The organism is uncultured Pseudosulfitobacter sp. (genome assembly GCF_963976325.1).
Taxonomy (GTDB): Bacteria; Pseudomonadota; Alphaproteobacteria; order Rhodobacterales; family Rhodobacteraceae; genus Pseudosulfitobacter.
The window spans coordinates 471,601-493,662 of the sequence record NZ_CAXBJW010000001.1; the positions used below are offsets into that span (position 1 = coordinate 471,601).

At 60.8% G+C, this 22,062-nt stretch carries 22 protein-coding genes; 5 read left to right on the plus strand and 17 right to left on the minus strand.

The window, feature by feature from the left end:
• Positions 1 to 3 precede the first annotated feature (3 nt).
• Positions 4 to 1,383: a TRAP transporter large permease gene (locus AAC077_RS02335; RefSeq protein WP_339766333.1), complete on the plus strand. Its 1,380-nt coding sequence runs from the start codon at positions 4 to 6 to the stop codon at positions 1,381 to 1,383.
• A gap of 131 nt (positions 1,384 to 1,514) precedes the next feature.
• Here the strand turns inward: AAC077_RS02335 and AAC077_RS02340 are convergent, their stop codons facing one another.
• The gene (locus AAC077_RS02340) at positions 1,515 to 2,432 is read right to left on the minus strand and encodes a 2-oxoglutarate and iron-dependent oxygenase domain-containing protein (RefSeq protein WP_339766334.1); all 918 of its coding nucleotides are present in this window, start codon (positions 2,430 to 2,432) and stop codon (positions 1,515 to 1,517) included.
• A gap of 121 nt (positions 2,433 to 2,553) precedes the next feature.
• Between AAC077_RS02340 and tpiA the strand changes: the two genes are divergently transcribed.
• Positions 2,554 to 3,306 carry a triose-phosphate isomerase gene (gene tpiA, locus AAC077_RS02345; protein ID WP_339766335.1) on the plus strand — a complete coding sequence of 251 codons (753 nt, stop codon included), beginning with the start codon at positions 2,554 to 2,556 and terminating at the stop codon, positions 3,304 to 3,306.
• Between the two features lie 32 nt (positions 3,307 to 3,338).
• Here the strand turns inward: tpiA and AAC077_RS02350 are convergent, their stop codons facing one another.
• From AAC077_RS02350 to AAC077_RS02375, 6 genes are all read right to left on the minus strand, one after another.
• The gene (locus AAC077_RS02350) at positions 3,339 to 3,662 is read right to left on the minus strand and encodes a TfoX/Sxy family protein (protein ID WP_339766336.1); all 324 of its coding nucleotides are present in this window, start codon (positions 3,660 to 3,662) and stop codon (positions 3,339 to 3,341) included.
• 6 nt (positions 3,663 to 3,668) lie between these two features.
• Positions 3,669 to 4,049, minus strand: a complete 381-nt coding sequence (locus AAC077_RS02355; protein ID WP_089419963.1) for an iron-sulfur cluster assembly accessory protein — start codon at positions 4,047 to 4,049, stop codon at positions 3,669 to 3,671.
• Positions 4,050 to 4,103: 54 nt separating this feature from the next.
• Positions 4,104 to 4,763, minus strand: coding sequence for a DUF3307 domain-containing protein (locus AAC077_RS02360; RefSeq protein ID WP_339766337.1), 660 nt, complete (start codon positions 4,761 to 4,763; stop codon positions 4,104 to 4,106).
• 69 nt (positions 4,764 to 4,832) lie between these two features.
• Entirely contained in the window at positions 4,833 to 5,438 is a 606-nt protein-coding gene (locus tag AAC077_RS02365) for a hypothetical protein (RefSeq protein ID WP_339766338.1), read from the minus strand.
• A gap of 85 nt (positions 5,439 to 5,523) precedes the next feature.
• Positions 5,524 to 5,967, minus strand: a complete 444-nt coding sequence (locus AAC077_RS02370) for an RES family NAD+ phosphorylase (protein WP_339766339.1) — start codon at positions 5,965 to 5,967, stop codon at positions 5,524 to 5,526.
• Positions 5,968 to 6,107: 140 nt separating this feature from the next.
• Positions 6,108 to 7,319, minus strand: a complete 1,212-nt coding sequence (locus tag AAC077_RS02375; RefSeq protein ID WP_339766340.1) for a glycerophosphodiester phosphodiesterase family protein — start codon at positions 7,317 to 7,319, stop codon at positions 6,108 to 6,110.
• A gap of 241 nt (positions 7,320 to 7,560) precedes the next feature.
• Here AAC077_RS02375 and AAC077_RS02380 point away from each other — a divergent pair, with 241 nt between their 5' ends.
• The gene (locus AAC077_RS02380; protein WP_339766341.1) at positions 7,561 to 9,075 is read left to right on the plus strand and encodes a catalase; all 1,515 of its coding nucleotides are present in this window, start codon (positions 7,561 to 7,563) and stop codon (positions 9,073 to 9,075) included.
• Between the two features lie 94 nt (positions 9,076 to 9,169).
• Here AAC077_RS02380 and AAC077_RS02385 read toward each other — a convergent pair whose 3' ends face one another.
• The 5 genes from AAC077_RS02385 to AAC077_RS02405 all read right to left on the minus strand — a co-directional run bounded on the left by AAC077_RS02385 (position 9,170) and on the right by AAC077_RS02405 (position 14,895).
• Complete coding sequence (locus tag AAC077_RS02385; RefSeq protein ID WP_339766342.1) at positions 9,170 to 9,532, minus strand: SUF system Fe-S cluster assembly protein; 363 nt, start codon at positions 9,530 to 9,532, stop codon at positions 9,170 to 9,172.
• Positions 9,533 to 9,607: 75 nt separating this feature from the next.
• On the minus strand, positions 9,608 to 10,945 hold the full coding sequence (locus tag AAC077_RS02390) for a calcium-binding protein (protein ID WP_339766343.1): 1,338 nt from the start codon (positions 10,943 to 10,945) through the stop codon (positions 9,608 to 9,610).
• 220 nt (positions 10,946 to 11,165) lie between these two features.
• Complete coding sequence (locus AAC077_RS02395; protein WP_339766344.1) at positions 11,166 to 12,515, minus strand: hypothetical protein; 1,350 nt, start codon at positions 12,513 to 12,515, stop codon at positions 11,166 to 11,168.
• Positions 12,516 to 12,658: 143 nt separating this feature from the next.
• A complete protein-coding gene (gene rimK, locus AAC077_RS02400; protein WP_339766345.1) occupies positions 12,659 to 14,038 on the minus strand; it encodes a 30S ribosomal protein S6--L-glutamate ligase in 1,380 nt (459 codons plus the stop codon).
• 74 nt (positions 14,039 to 14,112) lie between these two features.
• Positions 14,113 to 14,895, minus strand: coding sequence for an enoyl-CoA hydratase-related protein (locus tag AAC077_RS02405; RefSeq protein ID WP_339766346.1), 783 nt, complete (start codon positions 14,893 to 14,895; stop codon positions 14,113 to 14,115).
• A gap of 238 nt (positions 14,896 to 15,133) precedes the next feature.
• Here AAC077_RS02405 and AAC077_RS02410 point away from each other — a divergent pair, with 238 nt between their 5' ends.
• Positions 15,134 to 16,204 carry an immunity 22 family protein gene (locus AAC077_RS02410; RefSeq protein ID WP_339766347.1) on the plus strand — a complete coding sequence of 357 codons (1,071 nt, stop codon included), beginning with the start codon at positions 15,134 to 15,136 and terminating at the stop codon, positions 16,202 to 16,204.
• Positions 16,205 to 16,737: 533 nt separating this feature from the next.
• Here AAC077_RS02410 and AAC077_RS02415 read toward each other — a convergent pair.
• The 3 genes from AAC077_RS02415 to AAC077_RS02425 all read right to left on the minus strand — a co-directional run bounded on the left by AAC077_RS02415 (position 16,738) and on the right by AAC077_RS02425 (position 19,694).
• Positions 16,738 to 17,016, minus strand: a complete 279-nt coding sequence (locus AAC077_RS02415; RefSeq protein WP_339766348.1) for a hypothetical protein — start codon at positions 17,014 to 17,016, stop codon at positions 16,738 to 16,740.
• Positions 17,016 to 17,894 (minus strand): SPFH domain-containing protein, encoded by an 879-nt coding sequence (locus AAC077_RS02420; protein ID WP_339767921.1) that lies wholly within the window; start codon positions 17,892 to 17,894, stop codon positions 17,016 to 17,018. The genes AAC077_RS02415 and AAC077_RS02420 overlap by 1 nt, the downstream gene beginning before the upstream one ends.
• A 93-nt stretch (positions 17,895 to 17,987) precedes the next feature.
• A complete protein-coding gene (locus AAC077_RS02425) occupies positions 17,988 to 19,694 on the minus strand; it encodes a mechanosensitive ion channel domain-containing protein (protein WP_339766349.1) in 1,707 nt (568 codons plus the stop codon).
• A 111-nt stretch (positions 19,695 to 19,805) separates the two neighbouring features.
• Here AAC077_RS02425 and tgt point away from each other — a divergent pair, with 111 nt between their 5' ends.
• Positions 19,806 to 20,933, plus strand: coding sequence for a tRNA guanosine(34) transglycosylase Tgt (gene tgt / locus AAC077_RS02430; protein ID WP_339766350.1), 1,128 nt, complete (start codon positions 19,806 to 19,808; stop codon positions 20,931 to 20,933).
• Here the strand turns inward: tgt and AAC077_RS02435 are convergent.
• Both AAC077_RS02435 and AAC077_RS02440 read right to left on the minus strand, forming a co-directional pair.
• The gene (locus AAC077_RS02435) at positions 20,930 to 21,361 is read right to left on the minus strand and encodes a hypothetical protein (protein ID WP_339766351.1); all 432 of its coding nucleotides are present in this window, start codon (positions 21,359 to 21,361) and stop codon (positions 20,930 to 20,932) included. The two genes, tgt and AAC077_RS02435, sit on opposite strands and share 4 nt — an antisense overlap.
• Entirely contained in the window at positions 21,361 to 21,888 is a 528-nt protein-coding gene (locus tag AAC077_RS02440) for a hypothetical protein (protein ID WP_339766352.1), read from the minus strand. Before AAC077_RS02440 ends, AAC077_RS02435 begins: the two co-directional genes overlap by 1 nt.
• Positions 21,889 to 22,062: the final 174 nt, after the last annotated feature.

A 22,062-nucleotide genomic window follows, 5' to 3' on the forward strand; every position in this document is an offset into this window, starting at 1 on the left:
GTCATGGAAGTTGTTGTTCTTTTCGTCATGGTCATCGGCCTGATGCTGATCGGTGTGCCGATTGCCGTGTCGCTGGGCATGTCGTCGATTGTGTTCCTGCTGGTGCTGTCCGACACGTCGCTGGCATCCGTGGCCCAATCGCTGTTTCAGGCGATGGCGGGGCACTATACGTTGCTGGCGATCCCGTTCTTTATCCTGGCCTCGATCTTCATGTCGACGGGCGGCGTGGCCCAGCGGATCATCCGCTTTTCCATCGCCATCGTCGGGCATTTTCCGGGCGGTCTGGCGATTGCGGGTGTCTTTGCCTGCATGATGTTCGCGGCGCTGTCCGGGTCCAGCCCCGCGACGGTTGTGGCCATCGGGTCCATCGTGATCGCAGGGATGCGTCAGGTGGGCTATACCAAGGAATTCGCCGCCGGTGTCATCGCCAACGCGGGCACGCTGGGCATTCTGATCCCGCCCAGCATCGTGATGGTGGTTTACGCCAGCGCCACGGATGTGTCGGTGGGACGGATGTTCCTGGCCGGTGTCGTCCCGGGCCTGATGGCGGGCACCATGCTGATGATCACCATCTACGCCATGGCCGTGGTCAAGAAGCTGCCAAAGGGCGAATGGCAAGGCTGGGGCGAAGTGGTCAGCTCGGGCGTGAACGCATCGGGCGGCTTGTTCCTGATCGTCATCATTCTGGGCGGCATCTACGGCGGTATCTTCACCCCGACCGAAGCAGCGGCTGTTGCGGCGATCTATGCTTTCTTTGTCGCCAACTTCTTTTATCGGGACATGGGGCCGCTGCACACCAAGGAAGAGGGGGTGGCGAACCACAGTCTATTTGCCAAACCCTGGGCGTTGCTGACGGTCCTGTGGCACCGCGACACCCGTGATGCGTTCTTTGAGGCGGGCAAGCTGACCGTGACGCTGATGTTCATCATCGCCAACGCGCTGATCCTGAAACACGTGCTGACGGATGAGCAGATCCCGCAACAGATCGCGGGGGCAATGCTGGATGCGGGGTTCAACTGGGTGGTGTTCCTGATCATCGTCAACGTGATCCTGCTGATCGGCGGGCAGTTCATGGAGCCGTCGGGCCTGTTGGTGATCGTGGCACCGCTGGTGTTCCCGATTGCCATCGAGCTGGGCATTGATCCGATCCATCTGGGCATCATCATGGTGGTGAACATGGAAATCGGGATGATCACGCCGCCAGTGGGTCTGAACCTGTTCGTGACCTCGGGCGTGGCAGGGATGCCGATGATGGCCGTGGTGCGCGCGGCACTGCCGTTCCTGGCCGTGCTGTTCGTGTTCCTGATAATGGTGACCTATATCCCGGCGATCTCGACGTGGCTGCCCACGATGATGATGGGACCGGAGATTATCATCAAATAGGTTTGTAATGAGTGTTGGGCCACGTTGTGACCCTATGTGTAACGCCCCCGCAGGAAACTGCGGGGGTTGTTTCGTTTGACCACTGCGAACGCCAGAACGGTGGTGGAACCGAAAAAGCCACATGGCTGTGTCTATGGCGCAGCGGGCCGCGTTTGCAGATGCACGTAAGTCTCGGAAAACCGCTTTTCCAAGTGATCGCCCGCGCGGATCACTTCGCCTGACCCGATAGGGGCCACATTCGTGTCAAAGGCCGGATTGAAAAACAGCGGCACCGAAATGCGCTCGGCGTCGGTGCCCACCACGCGATGCGGCGTGGCCTGAACGCGGCCCTTGGTCCACATCTCCATCATCTCGCCAAAGTTGATGATGAACGCGCCCGGTTGCGCCTGAACCGGACTCCAGCCACCGCCGCGCTTGCGCACCTCAAGCCCGGGCGTGCCGTCCGTGGCCAGCAGGGTCAGACAGCCATAGTCGGTGTGCGTGGCAATGCCGAAATCCTGCGCCGTCGCCCATGCGGGCCGCTGCGGATAATAATTGCCGCGCAGCAGCGCCATCGGCTTGTCAAAGGCGGCGTCGAAATAGTCGCGGGGCGCGTCGATCGCCTCGGCTATTCCGCGCAGGACGGTCATGGCGACCGCACAGGCGTCGCTGTAATAGGCCGCGATCACCTGCTGGAACCGGGCAGGCTGCGCAGGCCAGCGGTTCGGCGCATAGACTGACAGCGCCGCCAGCGGATCATCGGCAGGCAGAGTAAAGCCTGCGTCAAAGAATTGTTTGTAATCGGGGTTGGCGTCGGGATCGACCTGTTCCGATCCGGCAGCCCCCCAGCCTCGGTTCGATCCGGTGCGCGCCATGTCCACGTCGCGCTTTTGCGTCTCGGGCAGGTGGAAGAACGCGCGGTAGGTTTCTATCACCTCGCGCACGCGCGGCTCTGTCAACGCGGTGTTGTGGACGGTGGCAAACCCCGTGCCCTGCGCCGCCTGCGCCAGGGCTGCGATGGTGTCTGCGTCGCGCGCCGCGATCAGTGCCGCGTCCAGTCTGGGGATCATGCCGTGGTGTCCTTGTGTTGGTTTCGGGCGCTGGGGGGCTGCCCAGCCAAAGCCTACATTGCCCGCCCTGCGCTGCAATGCTAAATCAGGGCAAAGCAATCCAAGAACAGGCGGGATGACGATGCGGCGCAAGATGGCAGCAGGCAACTGGAAGATGAACGGCAGCAGTGCGGCCCTCAGCGTGATCTCGGATCTGGCGGCGGCCCATGCCGACAACACCGACACCGACATCGTGATCTGCCCGCCGGCGCCGCTGTTGTTCCGCGCCAGCGAAATCGCGCGGGCCAGTGCGGTGACCATCGGTGCGCAGGACTGTCACAGCGAAACCGCCGGTGCATTTACCGGTGACATTGCCGCCCCGATGATCGCGGACGCGGGGGCCACCCATGTGATCGTCGGCCATTCGGAACGCCGCGACGCCTGCCACGAAACCAACAGCGACGTGCGCGCCAAGGCCAAGGCCGCATGGGACGCCGGTCTGGTCGCGATCCTGTGCATCGGAGAAAGCGCCGAAGACCGCGAGGCCGACAACACGCTGGACATCATTGCGGGGCAGTTGTCCGGCTCGGTGCCGAACGGATCGACAGGCGACAATCTGGTCGTCGCATACGAACCCGTCTGGGCCATCGGCACCGGTGCGGTCGCCACCACGGCGCAGATCGACGAAGTGCATGATTTCATCCGCGCACGTCTGGTGCAGCGGCTGGGCGATCAGGTCGGCAATGCGATCCGGCTGCTGTACGGCGGCTCGGTCAAACCGGGCAACGCGGCCGAGATTTTCCAATGCGACAACGTGGACGGTGCGCTGGTGGGCGGGGCCAGCCTGAAGGCGCAGGATTTCACGCCTATTATCAAGGCTTTGATTGCCAGCTAGGGCAGACGGGTCGCGCGGCGCAAGAGCAGCAATTACAGATGGCCAATCGCCCGCCGCGCCAGCTCCGTCGCCTCGTCGGGGTCGTCCAGCGCGCTGTCAGGCAGTTCCCAATAGGGCATCGCTGCGGGTTTCTGACCGGGGCGTTGATAGGTCCAGCGGACCATGCCCAAGGCGTCAAACTGTGCCTGCATGTCGCCCGCACCTTTCAGCATCAGGCGACCGTCTGACATCAGCAGCGCGAATATCTGACCGTCGGTGTAAAACCCCATGCCGCCGAACATGCGCCGCGTTGACACGGGGCCGACGTCGCTGAGCAGGTCCAGCGCCATTTCGACCGCTTCGTCGGAAACGGCCACGGGCGCTTAGCCTTTGACCAGATGTTCGGCCATTTCGGCGGGGTCGGCGAATTTGATCGATTCGCCACAGCCGCAGGCTTCGGTCACGTTGGGGTTGTTGAACTTGAAGCTCGATTCCAGCAACGAGGTTTCATAGTCGATCTCGGTGCCGAACAGGAACATCTGCGCCATCGGCGCGATCAGCACCCGCGCGCCGTCCTGTTCTACGGCTTCGTCGTTGGGGTCCTGTTCGTCCACATACTCCATGGTGTATTCCATGCCTGCACAGCCGCCTTTCTTGACGCCGATGCGCAGTCCCTTGTGGCCGTCCGCTGCCATAAGCTTGGCAATCTGGGCGGCGGCGCGGGGGGTGATGGTGACGGCCTGCTTGCCGGGGATGGAAAACATAAACAGAACTCCTTTGACCCCAATGTAGGGGGCGTGCGTCGCAATCTCAAGCAGTCACAGCGCTGCAATCAGGCTTTGCGCGGCAAAGCCCCACGCCAGCGCCCAGCCAAAGGAGGCCAAAGTGCCGATAATCACGTATTCGCTGGCCTTTTGATCGCGCGAGGCGGTTTCGAACCGCAGGATGGATTTGGCCGCGATCAGAAAACCGATGCCGGTGGGCTCGCCAATCATGACCATCAGGTAGATCAGCGCGCGTTCCATCAGCCCGATGATGCGGCCTGCGTTGTCCAGCCCTTCGATCTGCGCGGCGGCGCGCCACGGGGCCATCAGCAGACCCACCGCAGGGCCGCCCATCAGGGTCGCGGCAATCACACCCCCCAAAAGGATCGCAAGGGGGTGCAGTGTGGCAGCATAGGCGGCCCACAGGCCATGGGCAAAGGCGTCGGGCATCCAGACGACCACAGCCGCGATCACCACGATATGGGCGGCCTGGGTACTTAGATAGGACCACAGATGCAGCGGCACCCGCCTGGCGATCAACGCCACCGCCACATGCCCCAGCGCCGCAGCGGCGGTCACATGGGCCGCACCACCCAATGCCGCCCAGCCCAGCGCAAAGACCACGACAATGCGCACCGGCAGCGGCACACGGGGCGGCAGCAGGTGAAAGGCCAGCAACCACGCCAGCGTCAGGGCCAGTGCGGCGTCGATCATGATGTATAAAAGCAGCCGTTTATGGCTGCTATCATGAATTGCAGTCGAATATGGCTGCTTTGTGCAATATCAGCCATGTTCCAGCATCTCGCAAACCTCGATCAATGCGCGGATGCCTGCGGCCTCTTGCAGGCTGTGAACGGTCTGGCGGCTGACCTCGAACCGTTCGGCCAATGCGTCCTGTGTGGGGGCAGGCACCGCCAGCGACGCCAGCGCGATCTGCGCCTGACGCACGGTCCAGCGGCTGCTGATATGATCGGCAAGGGGCAGGGCGGCTTGCAACGCAAGCGGGGCACTGTCGGTGGCCAGCCGCGCGGTGCGCGCCATGTCGTCCAGCGCCCGCCCCGACGCGACAAAGGCCGCACCATCGGCGTCAGCCAGATCCGCGCCGGTGACCGTGCCATCGCCGGTGCCAAGGCCGATACGGGTGTCGTGTGCCTTGCCCGTCATCCGCACACCTGCGCGAAACGCCAGTGCTGCGCGAAAGGCAAAAGGTGCGGCACAAACCGCCTGCCAACTGTCACCGCGCGCACGGGTCAGACGGGGGATCACGTCCTGCCATTCCGCCAGAGCCGTCGCCGCAGCCTCAAGACCCGCAAAGATCTGCGCCAGCCCGCCCTCGGGCAAGGCGGATGATTTCACGATGTCTCCGGTCAGAACGGCCAGTTGCGGCATGGGGTGTCCTCTTTGCCCACCAGTTGTGCGGGCAAATCCGCGGCCTTGCAACTGTCGGGCGGGCGTGCGGGCGGAAAAAGGTATCTTAGGGAATAAACGGTGCCGCTGGACCAACCACACGCAGGCAGGCAGGGTCAAACACCACCACATGCGACAGGTCGGGGCGCGAGCGCGAGGAATACAGCATCGCCACAGCGCCCGTGGCCCGCGCGGCATCCGAAATGGCCCATGTCGGCGACGGCTGCCCGCCGGCATGAATGTCCTGCCAGACGACCGAGGCATCCCGGTTGCCGCGTTCATCGACCACCTGCGACGCTGTCAGCCACATCGGAACCAGCACGCGCGACACGCCGTTGTTCAGGTAACGCTGGATCGCCACCCGCGCACCTTCGGCGCTGAGCGAGGCATAGGCGGCAATCTGGCCGGAATGGTGGAACCGGCCCGCTGGGGCCCGTGCCGGTGTGTCAGGGGGCAGGTCCTTGGGCAGGATGCGCCAGACGGCAATATCAAGGGGGATCAGCTGGGACATAAGGGCGGTTATAGCGGCGAAGACAGCAGACGCCAGCCTGCCATCAAGGTGTTGCGACGCGACAGGGGCACGCGACAGAGCAAAGAAAAAGGGCCGCCCCCCGGAAGGGACGGCCCGATCACTGCGCGGGTTGGGGGTACTTAAAGACCCATGCAGTTCGCGTAATAGGTCACAGTCGCGGGCCAGTCCGAGAACACGCCTTCGACGCCGATGTCTTGCGCGATCACGTCCAGCGCCACCAGATAGTCGCTGTCGTCCTTGACCACGTCACCAACCGACTGGAAGTACCAGCCGCCACCCGAGGCCAGCGGGCCCGAGCGTTCCAGTGTCCATGCGATCAGCTTCAGACCGGCCTCTTTGGCGGCCAGCGCATAGGCCGACGCGGCAATCGCGCCGTTGTCGTTTGTCAGCAGCATGTTCAGCGAAGGTGCCAGATATTGCACGCCTTGCTCTTTCAGCGCAGCGAAATCTTCGTTCCATGTTGCTTTGTCCTGTTCGTCAAAACCATCGGACCATTCCACCAGATACACGGCCTGTTTGCCGAATTCGGGTTCGTTGTTCACCCAGTACAGAACGTCGTCCAGGTTGAACGACTGCGCCCAGACGTCGGACGCGGGAATGCCCGCGGCCTTGTATTCGTCGATCATCTTCTGCGCATAGTCTTCCTGGCTGAAACCGTCATGGGGCATCTCGACCGACGGGCTTTTCAGCTCGGGCGTGAACTTGGCGCCCATCGACTTGATCAGTTCGATCGATTCCGCGTGGGTCATAACGCTGGCCTTGTCTGTGTACAGCGTGGTGCGGAAGCCCGCGACGCCACCCTGATAGGCCTCGGCGGTGGTGGCGGTGGTGTCGGCGCTGTCCATTTTCGGCGTCAGCGTGCGGAACTGTTCCAGCGTCAGGTCCGATGTGCGGCATTCGGCGCTGGCTTTGGTGTCGCCCGATGCGGGGGTAAAGCCGGTGGTGCAGGCATCGGCCAGATCGCTGACCAGGATGTCGGTGGTGGTGTGCAGGTCGTTCTGCGCGTGGCGGCAGACCAGTTCGTGATCCTTGGTAAAGGTCACGTCGCATTCCACGATACCTGCACCCTGACGCGCACCGGCGATATAGGATTGGTCGGTATGCTCGGGGAACATCAGCGCGGCACCACGGTGACCGATGGAAAAGGCGGTCGCTTCCGGGGTCTGGGCCATGCAGCTGGCCAGTTTTTCCTTCAGCGGACCCTCGGGCAGCTTGTCGACCAGATAGGCAGGGCGCGCGCCATAGGACACGGCTGTCGACTGTGCGTGACCCTCGGCAAAGGCCACGACGGGCAGGGCGGCAAGGGTGGCCGCGATCAACGTGATACGCATGAAAAACTCCAGTTGTCAGAATGTTATCTCAGGGCCTTCTGGCGGCTCTGTGTAACAGATCTGTGATCAATTTGCGAAGGTCGCGTAAAATCAACGTTCTATCTGGGCGGGAATCTGCTGGTGCGCGGGGGCTGGGTTGGAATGCCTGTCAGTCCACGCTGGTGCGGATCACGCAGCGGGCGGAACTTTACCTCGTGCCATCCGTTTCCTTGTGACGCACCCAGACATCGGAGAAATGGCCATGGCAGATCCCAAAGACACCCCCCACACCACAACAGACGCAGGCATTCGCGTGCAAAGCGACGAACATTCGCTGACCGTTGGCCCCGATGGCCCGATTGTTCTGAACGACCACTACCTGCTTGAGCAGATGGCCAACTTTAACCGCGAGCGCATCCCCGAGCGTCAACCACACGCCAAGGGGTCGGGCGCTTTTGGCACCTTCGAGACGACGCAGGATATGTCCAAATACACCATGGCCGGTATCTTCCAGAAAGGTGCAAGCTGTGACGTGGTCATGCGCTTTTCCACCGTGGCCGGCGAACGCGGCAGCCCCGACACATGGCGCGACCCTCGTGGCTTCTCGATCAAGATGTACACCGACGCGGGCAATTTCGACATGGTGGGCAACAACACGCCCGTCTTTTTCATCCGCGACCCGCTGAAGTTCCAGCATTTCATTCGCAGCCAGAAACGCCGCGCCGACAACAACATGCGCGATCACGACATGCAGTGGGATTTCTGGACACTGTCCCCCGAAAGCGCGCATCAGGTGGCCTATCTGATGGGCGACCGCGGCATTCCGAAATCCTGGCGCGAGATGAACGGCTATTCCAGCCACACCTATTCCTTGGTCAACGCCGAGGGCGAAAAGTTCTGGGTCAAGTTTCACTATATGACCGATCAGGGCGACGGGAATGCCTATCTGTCGCAGGACGAGGCCGACAAGCTGGCGGGCACGGATGGGGATTACCACCGCCGGGACCTGTTCAACGCGATCCGCGACGGCAACCACCCAAGTTGGACGCTGAAATGGCAGATCATGCCGTTCGAGGATGCCAAGACCTATCGCATCAACCCCTTTGATCTGACCAAGGTCTGGCCACATGCCGACTATCCGCTGATCGAAGTGGGCAAGCTGACCCTGAACCGCAACCCGACCGATTTCCACACCCAGATCGAGCAGGCCGCGTTCGAGCCGAACAACATGGTGCCGGGTGTCGGCCTGTCGCCTGACAAGATGCTGCTGGCGCGCGGCTTTGCCTATGCCGACGCGCACCGCGCGCGGCTGGGCGTGAACTACAAACAGATCCCGGTGAACGGTGCCAAGTCCGAGGTGAACAGCTATTCCAAGGACGGGGCAGGGCGCACGCAGAACGTGGCCGACCCGGTCTATGCGCCGAATTCCTATGGCGGACCGTCGGCGCAGCCTGCGGCACAGGAGGCGGGGCTGTGGTACACCGACGGTGACATGGTGCGCCAGGCCTATACGCTGCGCGAGGATGACGACGACTGGAGCCAGGCGGGCGCGCTGGTGCGCGACGTGATGGATGATGCGGCGCGCGACCGGCTGGTGTCGAACGTGGCGGGCCACCTGTGCGACGGCGTCAGCGAAAAGGTTCTGGTGCGCGCGTTCGAGTATTGGCGGAACATCGACTCCGATGTGGGTGACAAAATCGAAGCGAAAGTGCGCGAGAAGCTGGGCGGAAAGTCCACGGCCCCCGGCATGGCGTCAGCGGAGAGTATCAGCGGGTAAGTAAAATAAAAAAGCGGGGCCTTTGGTCCCGCTTTTGTTCTAATTGCGCAACGCGCTTTTGGGGGATGTGCAGGGGTGCGTCACACGCCAGCCCCTACATGAACCCCAGTTCCAGCCGCGCCTCGTCGGACATCATTTCCATGCCCCAGGGCGGCTCCCACGTCAGCTCGACATCAACGGTTTTCACGCCAGGCAGCGGTTCGACCGCATCGGCGACCCAGCCGGGCATTTCACCGGCCACAGGGCAACCCGGTGCCGTCAGCGACATGATCACGCGCACCGTACCATCGTCGGCGATGTCGATGGTGTAGATCAGGCCCAGCTCATAGATATTCACAGGAATTTCAGGATCATAAACCGTACGACACGCATCGACGACCGCGTCGTACAGCGGGTGGTCGGTCGAGGACGGCGCAATCAGCGGCGTCCCCTCTAGCATTTCTTTGGACTGGTCCATGGGGCCTCACTCTGGTTCCTGACTGATTATATAGGGATAACCGGCCCAAGCGTCCAGAGGGGCAGGGTGCCACAGTCAGATGATGTCTCCGAGAATGAAATCGGCCTCGGTCAGCAGGTGGTTTTTGCGCATGTCGATCTCAAGGTCCGAAAATCCGTCACCATCCACATCGACCAGAACGTATTTGCTGACCGCAATAATCTCGCCTGCCGTGCCCGAAAAGCTGTCCGCATCGCTGAAAAAGGCGTCTTCGATGCGCGACATGTCGATCATGTCCCCCTGGGGTCTGCGGAAATCACGGATCTGGTCGCGCGCCGACGGATCGCTGTCGCCTGCGACGAACACGAACACATCCGCACCCTTGCCACCGACGATGATGTCGCGTCCTGCTCCGCCCGAGATAGTGTCGTTGCCACCGCTGCCCAAAATGGTCTCGTCGCCCGAACCGCCCAAGAACACGTCGTCGCCGTTGCCCAATGTGACCCGCACGTCCTTGGACTTGCTCAGGCTCATGTCTACGATGTCATCGCCTTTGCCGCCCGTGATGTTGCCGATATAGCTGCCGGTCAGCACCAGCGTGTCCGCACCACCGCCCAAAGCGATGTCACCGTTTACGGCACCGTTCAGCGTGACACTGTCAAAGCCGCTGCCCATGTCGATCCTGCCTGTGATTGAAAGCGTGGTGTTGTCGGTGATGGTGTTTGCGGTGTTGTCGCCCTGAACGGTCAGGGCCGTCGCATCATTGGTCGCGTTGGTGACAGTGCTGGTTCCAAAGCGGTTGACCCATGCGTCCGCGCCATTCAGCAAGATCTGTCCTTTGAGATAAAACGCACCCGTCAGCAAGCCGCCGTTCACCGTCAGCGTGTGCCCGCCAATCACCGAAGAATAGATCATATCAAGCTGTGAATATTCATCGGTCATGACGTCGGCGTAAACGGATGATGAACTGATACTGATCGAACGGTCCACGGCATCGGATTGCATAAAGCTCAGAAACAGCGGTGTTTCTTCAAGGCCGGCGAACTCATCGTTGTCAAATTCGATGGATGAGAAGCGCACCAAACCGTCAAAGTTGATCGTCCCTGTGCTGCCGAAAGCCCCGTAGCTGAAAAAGATCCGGTCGTCGTTGCCATTTCCGACCACGCCACCATCGGCGACGTGATACAGATCGCCGCGGCTGTCACCCGTGAGATACTGAGCCCCATTGCTGGTGATGTTGTTGATCACGACATTGTTGAAAACCTGATTGGCCTGAAGCGTTACGCTGGGCGGGGCGTCCAGGATGATGTCGACAGTCTGACCGACGAAATCGTCCATCGAGACCAGGGTGTCTGTTTCGTCAAACCAGGCGTCCGAAGTTTCCAGGATCGTACCCTCGAAAGAGGCGTCCAGGCGAAGGGTGGTAATGGGCATGTGCAGTCTCTTTCAATCAAAAGTAGAAAAAAGTCACATAAAATTCAATGCGATGGGCAGCACGTCAAGAAATGTGGCGATTGTGTGGCAAGGATTTTTTTCCTTGTTCCCAAATTGCGGCCGCGACCGTGCCCCTTCGACACGGCCTTTTGCCCCCGGCACACGGTTGTGTGGGGGGCAAAAGCCGGATGGTATCGCAGGGGGGGGCTTGGTCTGAACCTCAGACCATTTCAAAGCCGAAGGTCAGGATGAAATCATCCGCCGTCAGGCCAAGATCGCTGCGCATGTCGATTTCAATATCGGCCACGCGGTCGCCGTCGATGTCGACCTGAACCAACCGGCCCACCGCGATCACTTCGCCGGATGCCCCGGTAAAGCTGTTGCCGTCGTGGAAATGGTTCGCGGTAAAGGTCAGGTCGATCTTGTCACCATCGGCCTTTGAGAAATCGCGGATCATATCGCGCGCCTCGGGCGTGCTGTCGTCGGCGGCAAACACGAACACATCGGCCCCCGAGCGCCCAACCAGAATGTCACGGCCCGCGCCGCCCGAAATCGTGTCGTTGCCGCCGTCGCCGACGATCACCTCGTTGCCGGACGAGCCATAGATCAGGTCGTCGCCATTGCCGCCGTGAATGCTGATGCCGGCGTTGGTGGCGTCAAACAGGTTTATGGTATCCGCGCCCCGTCCGCCGAAAATCTTGGTGGTAACCGTGCCCGTCAGCGTCAGCGTGTCGCTGCCATTGCCCAATATGATGCGCCCGTTCACGTCGCCGGTCAGGTCGACACTGTCGCTGCCGTCGCCCATGTCGATGCGCCCGGTGACGTCAAATGCGCCCTCCAGCCGGTTTTCGGCGCGATCGCCCAGCACAACCAGCGACCCCGCGCGCCCATCGGCCGAGATCAGTTCCGAGGTAAGATAGGCGCTGAACGCGTCGGTCCCGTTCAGGCGCAGCAGCCCCGACAGCTCCGAATTGTCAAACTGACCGCCGCCGCCCACGGTAAGGGTGCCCCCGATATAGCTGTTGTCGATGTCCAGCCCGGTGAACCTGTCCGTGGTGGCGGTCCCGTCCAGATCGACATTGTGCCATGTCGCTGTGCGATGGGTCTTGTCGGACTGTTCAAAAACCACGTTCACGGCGCGGTTGATGGTTCCACCAGAACTTGAGGCGCCAAAGGCGTTCAGGTCAAAAACATAGTTGTTGAAGAAAACGTTGCGCAACGCGGTTTCGCCGTCAAAGGTCACGGTGCCGACGGTGGCAATCGTGCCGCCATCAAGGGTGAACAGATCACGATCCGCACTGCCCACCCGCGCGTCCTCGGCAAAGTTCAACTGGCTGCCGTTGGCTTGGGTCAGCGTAAAAGCGTCTTCCGATGTCATCCCCGCCAGCAACACACCGTTGAACAGATATTCGGCGTTCAGCGCGGTGTCGTAGCCCAGATAAATCTGGACGGTGCTGCGCTGAAAGTCCTGCATCGACACAAGGTTATAGCTGGTGTCGCGCCAACCGTCGGTGCTGTCGGTGTAGGTGCCTGAAATCAGGTCAAGAATAATCGTTGGCGTGGCTGGCATATTGCTGTCCCTCAAAATCCGCATCGGCTGGTTTTGAGGGACAAAAATGGTCAGTTCATGGCGCGGTCGGGGCATTGTCTGGCACCGGGGGACAATGGTCGCACGGCATGCAAATTACGGGATCAGCATGCGTGCGCGCCGTATCACCCCTTGCGCTTGCGCACCGGTTGCGGTTTCACCCGTGCCTCGATCATGTCGTAGAGCATACCCACGATGTCCTTGCCAGTGGCCTTTTCGATGCCCTCGAACCCGGGCGACGAATTGACCTCGAGCACCTTCGGCCCCGTTTCCGACCGCAACAGGTCAACGCCCGCCTTGCCCAAGCCAAAGGCCCGCGCGGCGCGCAAGGCGGTTTCGCGTTCTTCCTTGGTGATGCGCACGGTTTTGGCCGAGCCGCCCCGGTGCAGGTTCGAGCGGAAATCGCCCTCGGCCCCGGTGCGTTTCATGGATGCGACCACCTTGCCGTCGATCACCAGACAACGGATGTCCTCGCCTGCGGCTTCCTTGACGAACTGCTGCACCAGAAAGTTGGCGCGCAGGCCGCGAAAGGCGTCGATGACGCTTTCGGCGGCTTTCTTGGTTTCTGCCAGCACGACGCCCTTGCCTTGGGTCGATTCCAGCAGTTTCACGATCAGCGGCGCGGTGCCCACCAGACCGATCAGGTTGCCGGTGTCCTTGGGCGATGCGGCGAACGCAGTGGTCGGCATACCGATGCGCTTGCTGGCCAGCACCTGATGCGCGTGCAGCTTGTCGCGGCTGGCGGTGATGCCGGCGCTGCCGTTGACGCAATAGGTGCCGATGGTTTCGAACTGGCGGATCACGGCGGTGCCGTAGGGCGTGATCGACGCACCGATGCGCGGCACAATCGCGTCATAGCGGGGCAGGCGCTTGCCGTCGTAATGCACCTCGGGGGCCATGGTGTTGATCGCCATGTAGCAGCGCGTGGTGTCGATCACCTCGACCGTGTGGCCGCGCGCCTCGCCGACCTCGACCAGACGGCGCGTGGAATAGTTGTCCTCGCGGCTCAGCACGGCGATGCGCAGGGCGCGTTGGGGGGCGGCACGTCGCACGGCGGCGGAATGGTAGACATCATAGCTGAGGTCCGGTTGCAGCCGCTTTTCCGTGGCGGTGATCGAAATGTGGTCTTGCAACGCCTGGCGGCCCAGCAACATGCGGCTGGTCATGCCCGAGCGGTCGGTCAGGGTCACTTCGATGGGCCACGACTGACCTGCGACCTCCAGCGTGGTTTCGATCACATAGCGCAGCTCGGATTCGCCGTTGGACGATGTCACCTCGCGGCGGTCCTTGATCTCGGCCGAGCAGGTCATCTGCACCTGCGTCTGCCCCGAGACAGGGTAGACGTTGAACCGCACCTTAGGCTTGGCGGCGGGGCCGAACACTTCGATGTCGTGGGCGTGCAGCGCCGAGGTGCGCGCGCCGGTGTCGATCTTGGCTTTCAGGGCGGGCAGGCCCAGTTCGGGCAATCCGATCCATTCTTCCCAGCCAAAGTGTAGACTGTCCATTGGGTACTCCTGTCAAAGGCGGGCGGCGCCAGTGTGGCGCGGCATGTGTGTCAAAGATGTAAAGAAGGTGCCGATCAGGCCTTGGGCGCTTTCGCGGCCTCTGATGCCAGGCGGCCCGGGTCCATAAAGTGGTCGATCATCACCGGCGTCGCCAGCGCATAGGCGTCGCGCAGCGGCAGATCGCGGTGGGCTTGCAACGCCGTCTTGCCCTTGGAAATAGGGCCGGGGTTGCGGGTGGCAAGGGCGGTGGCAAAGGTTCGGGTTTCCGCCGTCAGCGTATCGCCCGGACAGATCCGGTTGAACAGCCCCGCCGCCTGCGCCCAGTCCGCCGTCATCGGCGTGCCGGTCAGCGTCAGTTCCATCAGGTGTTTCGGCCCCACGTTGCGCGACACGGCGACCGCAGGCGTGGTGCAAAAGCCGCCGTTCGTCACACCGGGCAGGCAAACCGTGGCGCGCGGGCTGGCGAATGCCAGATCACAGGACGCCACCAGTTGCAGCCCCGCCGCCATGGCGATGCCGTCCACCATGGCAAGGGTCGGCTTGGGCAATGTGGCCAGCGCGATCATCATCCCGGCGCAGGCTTCGAACAATTCGGTCAGGTAGGCGTGCCCCTGATCGTCATCCGCACGGTGACGGGCGATTTCCTTCAGGTCGTGACCCGCGCAAAAGATGTGTCCCGGGCCGGATAGCACCACGACGCGCACCGTATCATCTGCGGCCAGATCATCCAGCGTTGCGTGCAGGGTCCTGATCATGCCCAGCGAAAGCGCATGAGCCACCCCGCCGCCAAGGGCCAGCGTCGCCACGCCTTCGGTCACATCACAGGTGACAAGATCGGGGGTCTGCATCTGGTTCATCGCGGCTCCTTTGGCTCAGTATGCCATGGCGCGGCTGTGAAGCGCAACATCGTCGGGCAGGAAGGCGGGCAGACTGCGAGATAGTTTCACCGAATGGGAACTGTGTGCAGTGAATTGCGACAGCCGTTCAACAATCGGTGGTTTTCGGGAGGTAGTGAAAGTTCGCTACAAATTATACTTAAGGAGAATCGTATGTGCTGAAATCTGAACTCGATGATTGCTATAAGAGGACTTAATCATGCCGTTTTGGCCATTTCGTAGAGGGAAAAGGGCAGAGGTTCCGCGCAAGCAGGAAGCGAAAGATTCACCGTTGCCAAAGGGGCCAGAGACTTCCCCGCGCCTCCCTTTAAGAACCCAAATCTGGCTGGGGCAGTTCCAGTCAAAAACGCAGTTGTCGGATTTTGTAAGCGAAGATCCTGACTACTATAAACTGGAAGATCACGCCGATGGTGTATTATCCAAATTTGCAAAGAGCCAAGGCGAAAAATTCATTGACCACGATTTTCTGGAAGTATCCTTTGATGACCAAGATAACTTGGCAACAAAGCGTTTTAAGAACCACTCCTATGCGGACTTCTGGCGTGACCGCGTTGAAGAGGAATGTCAAAGTCGCGCTTTGGGTCCGGTCAATTCATGCATCACGCTTCAGGTTGATATTCCCTTCGCAGGCGTACCCAGGCCACAGGTTTCCGCACCGCTTGATGTAAGGGAGAGCGGCTTTTGGCTGGTCTACTTGGGTGAGTTTGAGCACGGCGATGGCACTGATTGCAGTAGCATAAATGATTTGATCAGTGCCGCCGAGAACGGCGACGCGGACGCCCAGGCAACTCTCGGTGGACTGTATATTCTGCCGCCACCCAAACTTTCCCACATGGTCAATTCAGAGAAGGCTGAATACTGGCTTTTGAAGGCCGCCGAGGCGGGAAAGCAAAAGACATATAATCGGCTGTATCACCTGTATGCGGGCCGTTACGGGCCAGCACAGCCTGATAAAGCGTTCTACTGGATTGAAAAATCTGCCCAAGGCGGCTCGGCGGCAGACCTGGTTTATCTCGCTGAAGCCTATAGGTCCGGAACGGGCACAGAAGAGGACTTCGTGCTGGCTCTTAAATATGCGTTTCTGGGATGCTGCATCTACAAAGAGAATTTGTATGACGGTTGGCTGCCAGAACTTGTCGCGCAGATGCCTAAGGAGGATGTAGATAAGGCTGAGCAGCTTGCATTGGACTGGATCGACACAACCGGTAAATCTGCGCCTCATTTCCAAGGTTTCATTCGCAACCCTATTCGTCAGGTCTTGAATGGCTGAGTGAGTTACGCGCAGGTTCCAAAAAACCAAAGCGAACGGTTGCGACCAAGCTGATGATTGTCTGTTTTATGGCCTCGTGCGCGGATCTTAAGCGACTTCGTGCCCCAAGGAAAAGCTCGCCGCGTAAGCGGCGTAGCGTCCCGGGAACAGTTCTTCATAGAGCTGGTGATGCATACCCAAGACATCAACATACAGTTCCACTTCATCGGGAAGTTCATACTCAAACAACACCACATCATAGCACTCGATTTGAACGCCTTCGACAGTCGTGACAGTCAGTCCTATCCAACGGTTCGTGCAATCATCATACTCCCCTTTTTCTCAGCCGGAACGGTGGCTCGAAAGATTTTAAATTCATCACACGGAATGAAGTTACCTTCTGCGCAGCCCATTGGGGGATCACCTTTCTCTAAGGCAGAAAAGCCAAGCAGTTTTCCGTCAAAGTAGAACTGAAACACTTCTTAATCTCCGCTTTCAGATGCGGGGGATAGACCAGTGCTTGCCAAATCTCCGAGGAACACGCCCCAGACCACCTAGCCGTCGTTGATGTCGTGCAAAACCCGCCGTGCGCCCGAGCTTTGGCGGCGGAATGCCAGCCGCAGCACGATCCACGCCAGCAGCGACAGGCCCGCAAACAGCGCCATTGCCGGGGCCACGCCAATTGTCGGGACCACAAGGCCCACGATGCCCGCCATCACCAGCGCCCCCAGGGCAAAGCCCAGAAAGATGAAACCGGGCAGCAGCACTTCGACCACGCCCAAAGCGATGGCAAAGGCCAGCCAGACCCACCAGATGCCGACCAGACCCGCCATCAACCGCGACCCTTCAGCAGTTTGAACGCATCACCAAAGGCTTCGAGGGCTGCGGCTGGCACAACGATGGTTTGCTTGCCCGTGCCGTTGCCCAACGCGTTCAGTGCCTCGACCTGTTTCAGGGCCACCTGATATTGCGCGGCCTCGATCCCGTGTTCGGCAATGGCCTTGGCCACGACCTCGGTGGCATAGGCCTCGGCGTCGGCCAGAACGCGGCGGGCCTTGGCGGATTGTTCCGATGCATAAAGCTCGGCATCGGCCCCCAGTTCGACGGCGCGTTTCTTGCCCTCGGCCTCGGTCACCTGCGCGCGGCGGGCGCGTTCGGCGTTCAGCTGCTGCATCATCGCGGCACGGGTCGCGGCGTCCAGGTTCACGTCCAGAATCTCGGCGCGGGTCACTTCGATGCCCCAGTTGTCCACCGCGTCCTCGACGTTGGCCTTGATCGTGGTGATCAGCGACGACCGGTTGGCCTGAACCTCGTCCAGGTCCATCTTGCCGATCTCGGCGCGCACGATGCCTGCCACGGTGGTCGAAATGGCCCCGTCCACGTCACGGATGCGGTACACGGTCTTTTCCGGCTCGATGATGCGGTAGAACACCGATGTGTCCACCTGCACCAGCACGTTGTCGCGGGTGATCGCGTCCTGGCTGGCGGTGGGCAACTGCCGTTCCAGAATGGAAATCCTGTGCGCCACATGGTCGATGAACGGCACGATCATGTTGATCCCCGGCCCAAGCACGGCCCGCAACCGGCCAAAGCGTTGCACCACGTGCTGTTCGGATTGCGGTACGATCTTGACCGATTTGAAAACCAGTACCACCAGCAAAACGGCGGCCAGAAGATAGACCAGATTGTTCTGCAACAGGTCCAGCAGCATTTGTTCGACATCCACGTGTGTCACCCCTCGGCCAGAACACTGTTTCTGTTCTGGCCCCTGGCAGGGGATAAAGCAAGCGTGACAGACGGGGCGTCAGGACTGTTGCGCAAAGTCCGAGGTTTCGGGGGCGGGCAGTTCGCGGGGCGCGTCACTGGGCAGCATGCGCTGGCCGGTTTCGTGCTCGATCTGCCGTGCCGCGCGGATGAGTTGTTCGCGTATCTTGCACTGCATCGCCCATGCTGTGGTGGGGTTGGGCGTGGGCAGCTCGAACCACACATGCTGACCAAAGACATTCTGATCGTTCACACGCACCGCAGCCATATCCACAGGTCCGGTGTCATCGCCGTCCTCCTGTTCAACGATGTCCAGAAACACCTTGCGCAGGCGTTCGATGTCAGCGCCATGCGCCAGCGTCAGTTCGATCACACGGGTCATCTTGGTGTCTTCGATAGACCAGTTTTCAAAGGCATCCTTCACAAAATAGCTGACCGGAACGATGTAGCGGTTTCCGGTCCAGATCAGCAATTGGACATAGGTAAAGTTGATCCGCTCGACCGTGCAATAGCGCCCCTCGAAGATCACCATGTCGCCGATCCGCGCCGACCGGTTCAGCGCGATCTGCACAGAGGCCAGAATATTGCCCAGAACCTCGCGCGCGGCAAAGCCCAGGATGATGGTCAGCGCACCGGCCGAGGCCAGAAGCGACAGGCCGATGGACTGAAACGCATTGGCCGAGGACAGCACAATGCCGGACGCCACAAGCAGCGCGATGACAATGACGCCCTTGCGCGCGGCCGAGATCATCGTGGCCATGCTGCGCATATGGGCATTGCCCGGGTCGGCAAGCTCGTCAGGAGTGTTAAAGCTGATGCGGTCGAAAATCTCGTCAATGACGAACACCACCGCCAGCGTGGCCGCCGTGACGAAGCCGATGATTGTCATCGGACTGATCAGGCTGTCCAATACGCCTGAAACCACCAGCACCCGCGTCGTCGATACACCCACGACCGTGGTTGTCACCGCAATCGTCGCAGGCCAGCGCAGCGCGCGCACGATGGCATGGCTAAGCGCGGTGTTCATCTTGCGGCCAAATAGGGTGACAGAGCGATAGGTCAGCCAGCCCAACGCGAAGGCCACCCACAGCATAAGCGGGACAAAGATGACCTCCCAGACGTACATGCCCAGGAACGCGTCGCCGCGGGCCCAGAGCGGCAATGCCTGTTCCAGCGCTGTCGGCCCGTAAATTGCATACAGATCCGGGATGCGGCTGACGCTTTCCCGCGAGATCACCCAGACCGGCGTGCCGTCCGGCGGCATAACGCGGTTCAGCCGCAGCGCCACATCGTGACGTCCCAGCTCAAGCCAGTCGATGACGATGGACCGGCGCACGCGGCCGGTGTGATCGGATTCGGTTGATCCGCTCAGCCAGCCGTCGGGGCGGTCCGAAAGCGATCGCCACGGCACCACGACCTTGCGGTCCATCAGCACGAAAAGCTGCTCTGCCAGTTCGGCGGCGCGCGCACCTTGCGCGTCGCGGGGCAGGTTGGTCAGGTCAAGCACCTGGGCGGCGTCCTTGAACTGTCCTGCTTCGGCCAATTCGAAAAAGCTGTCCATCGCGCTCATCGGGGTCGCCCGGTCCAGGCCTTCCGGGGCGGCGGGCAGACCTGGGTTCAGCGCATCGACTTCGAAAAATTCAATCTCGGCCTGTGCATGGGCGAAAGAGGCAAGGAAAACCAACGCCAGCAGGGTGCCCAGGCCTTGGCGCAGGGCAGACGCGAGCGGGTGCAGCAAACGTGTCATGCGGCGGGTTTCCTTTTTCAGGTTTTCAGTTTCATGGCGATATAGCGCAATGTCCGGTCGGGGAAACCGCGCAACATTGCGTGCGCCGCCGCAAGCGCCTATAGCGCGCACATGACACGTTTTTCATTCGATTTGGCAGCCACTGACGGGCGCGCGCGCACCGGCACCATCCACACGCCGCGTGGCGACATTCGCACGCCGGCCTTCATGCCGGTCGGCACGGCGGCCACGGTCAAGGCGATGCTGCCCGAAAGCGTGGCGGCGACGGGGGCCGACATTCTGCTGGGCAACACCTATCACCTGATGCTGCGCCCCACGGCGGAACGCATTGACCGGCTGGGTGGGCTGCACCAGTTCATGAACTGGGACAAGCCGATCCTCACGGATTCAGGCGGCTTTCAGGTGATGAGCCTTGCCGCCTTGCGCAAGCTGACCGAAAAGGGTGTGACCTTCAAAAGCCACATCGACGGATCGCGTCACGAGATCACGCCGGAACGGTCGATGGAAATTCAAAAGCTGCTGGGCTCGGACATCGTGATGTGTTTCGACGAATGCCCCGCGCTGCCCGCCGACAAGGCGCGGATTGCGGAAAGCATGCGCCTGTCGATGCGGTGGGCGCAGCGGTCGCGCGATGCGTTCGGGGACCGTCCGGGCCATGCGCTGTTTGGCATCCAGCAGGGCGGGCTGGAAGAAGACCTGCGCGCCGAAAGCGCCGAGGCGCTGACGCAGATCGGCTTTGACGGCTATGCCGTCGGCGGTCTGGCCGTGGGCGAGGGGCAGGAGGCGATGTTCGGCTGTCTGGACTTTGCGCCCGACCAGTTGCCACAGGACAAGCCGCGTTACCTGATGGGCGTGGGCAAGCCCGACGACATCGTCGGTGCCGTGGCCCGCGGCATCGACATGATGGATTGCGTGCTGCCGTCCCGGTCGGGACGCACGGGGCAGGTGTTCACCCGTCACGGTGTCTTGAACATCAAGAACGCCCGCCATCAGGACGACCCGCGCCCGATTGACGACGCCTGCACATGCCCGGCTTGCACGAACTATTCGCGCGCCTACCTGCATCATGTGTTCCGCAGTCAGGAAATGATCAGCTCGATGCTGCTGACATGGCACAACCTGCATTATTTCCAGCAGATCATGGGCGAAATGCGCGCCGCGATTGCGGCGGGCACCTTCGCCCAGTGGCAGGCGGCATTCCACGCAAACCGTGCGGACGGGGATATAGAACGGCTTTAGCTTTCAGAGGTAAACAGTGCGCCGCCCATTTTCGCATAGGTGCGGCCGCTTTCTGCCGCTGAGGGTTTTTCAGCGTCTAACGGGCGGATAATACCAGTTGTCTGCATTTGCGTGGCCCCCAAAGAGGCGCTGCACGTCACCTTGAAGGTTTGCGGCAAGCCCGGAAATACCGGCACGTTTAGATTGGCCGGCACTTGTAGATCACGCAATGTGACCACGTTCTTGCCCGAGATTGTGCAACGGGCACCGGGCAACTCTGTCCGCGCACCTTCATGAAAGTAAATAGCGCGCAGAGCAACCGGTTCGTACCGCAAGGGCTTGCCCGAGGTGGCAGCCAGCGTCTTGCCCTGCATCTCGGTCACGTCTGTCAAAGGCGTGCAGGCCGAAACCAGACCCAGAGTGAAAATGCCGGCCAGCAGTCGCCCCATCATTCTGCGGGTGCCTGTGTTTCAAAGGGCACGACCATCTTGCTGTGATAGGCATAAACGTCGTTGGCTGGATTGCGTGCGGCCTTGATGGCTGCGGTTGCGACCGCCGTAACCAGAACAGCGGCAAGTCCGCCAGTTGTGACTGTCGCCTGACGCGAGGTGGTTTCGTTGTAAGGCTCAAAGGTTTTTGTCGCGGTCTGGCCATTGGCTTTGCACGTTATGGTGACCGGATCGGTGCGCCCTTTGTAGGTAGGCAGGTTGACCTTTGCAGGAGTCGTGATCTGGGCAGTGTAACCGGTGCCTTTGATCGCGCAGGCGGCGCCTGTGATCTCGGCCCTTTTCTTGGAGCCATTGACGATCTGAATCGATTGTGTGCGCACCTCGATCGGTTTTTGCGAATATATATTACTGCGCGCGGCGTCGGTAGAAAAGGAAACCTGTTGTGGCGGCGTGTTTATAGCAACGCCTGTCGCGCAGGCTGCAAGAACAGATAGGCAAAGGGCGGCGGGGATTATTCTGTAAGTCATGCTAGTCCATAATTTTTCATATTCCCTCAAAGAGTGCATTTTTCGCTTTAGGGGCCAACCAATGAAATCAAATGTTTGTGAACTTTTCGGTAGCCTGTAACGCGGGTGACACTTGTGTTTGCGTGGGGCGGCAATGCGCGCCTGTTTTGATATTCATACCGGAGTTTCAGGCGA

Bases quoted from the DNA above. Each gene is read 5' to 3' on its own strand.
- AAC077_RS02405 (WP_339766346.1), bottom strand. From the start codon at position 14,895: ATGAACCAGATGCAGACCCCCGATCTTGTCACCTGTGATGTGACCGAA.
- AAC077_RS02380 (WP_339766341.1), top strand. From the start codon at position 7,561: ATGGCAGATCCCAAAGACACCCCCCACACCACAACAGACGCAGGCATT.
- AAC077_RS02440 (WP_339766352.1), bottom strand. From the start codon at position 21,888: ATGACTTACAGAATAATCCCCGCCGCCCTTTGCCTATCTGTTCTTGCA.
- AAC077_RS02340 (WP_339766334.1), bottom strand. From the start codon at position 2,432: ATGATCCCCAGACTGGACGCGGCACTGATCGCGGCGCGCGACGCAGAC.
- AAC077_RS02365 (WP_339766338.1), bottom strand. From the start codon at position 5,438: ATGCCGCAACTGGCCGTTCTGACCGGAGACATCGTGAAATCATCCGCC.
- AAC077_RS02425 (WP_339766349.1), bottom strand. From the start codon at position 19,694: ATGACACGTTTGCTGCACCCGCTCGCGTCTGCCCTGCGCCAAGGCCTG.
- AAC077_RS02435 (WP_339766351.1), bottom strand. From the start codon at position 21,361: ATGGGGCGACTGCTGGCCGGCATTTTCACTCTGGGTCTGGTTTCGGCC.
- tgt (WP_339766350.1), top strand. From the start codon at position 19,806: ATGACACGTTTTTCATTCGATTTGGCAGCCACTGACGGGCGCGCGCGC.
- AAC077_RS02420 (WP_339767921.1), bottom strand. From the start codon at position 17,894: ATGCTGCTGGACCTGTTGCAGAACAATCTGGTCTATCTTCTGGCCGCC.
- AAC077_RS02375 (WP_339766340.1), bottom strand. From the start codon at position 7,319: ATGCGTATCACGTTGATCGCGGCCACCCTTGCCGCCCTGCCCGTCGTG.
- AAC077_RS02410 (WP_339766347.1), top strand. From the start codon at position 15,134: ATGCCGTTTTGGCCATTTCGTAGAGGGAAAAGGGCAGAGGTTCCGCGC.
- tpiA (WP_339766335.1), top strand. From the start codon at position 2,554: ATGCGGCGCAAGATGGCAGCAGGCAACTGGAAGATGAACGGCAGCAGT.
- AAC077_RS02390 (WP_339766343.1), bottom strand. From the start codon at position 10,945: ATGCCCATTACCACCCTTCGCCTGGACGCCTCTTTCGAGGGTACGATC.
- AAC077_RS02415 (WP_339766348.1), bottom strand. From the start codon at position 17,016: ATGGCGGGTCTGGTCGGCATCTGGTGGGTCTGGCTGGCCTTTGCCATC.
- AAC077_RS02360 (WP_339766337.1), bottom strand. From the start codon at position 4,763: ATGATCGACGCCGCACTGGCCCTGACGCTGGCGTGGTTGCTGGCCTTT.
- AAC077_RS02385 (WP_339766342.1), bottom strand. From the start codon at position 9,532: ATGGACCAGTCCAAAGAAATGCTAGAGGGGACGCCGCTGATTGCGCCG.
- AAC077_RS02370 (WP_339766339.1), bottom strand. From the start codon at position 5,967: ATGTCCCAGCTGATCCCCCTTGATATTGCCGTCTGGCGCATCCTGCCC.
- AAC077_RS02335 (WP_339766333.1), top strand. From the start codon at position 4: ATGGAAGTTGTTGTTCTTTTCGTCATGGTCATCGGCCTGATGCTGATC.
- AAC077_RS02355 (WP_089419963.1), bottom strand. From the start codon at position 4,049: ATGTTTTCCATCCCCGGCAAGCAGGCCGTCACCATCACCCCCCGCGCC.
- rimK (WP_339766345.1), bottom strand. From the start codon at position 14,038: ATGGACAGTCTACACTTTGGCTGGGAAGAATGGATCGGATTGCCCGAA.
- AAC077_RS02395 (WP_339766344.1), bottom strand. From the start codon at position 12,515: ATGCCAGCCACGCCAACGATTATTCTTGACCTGATTTCAGGCACCTAC.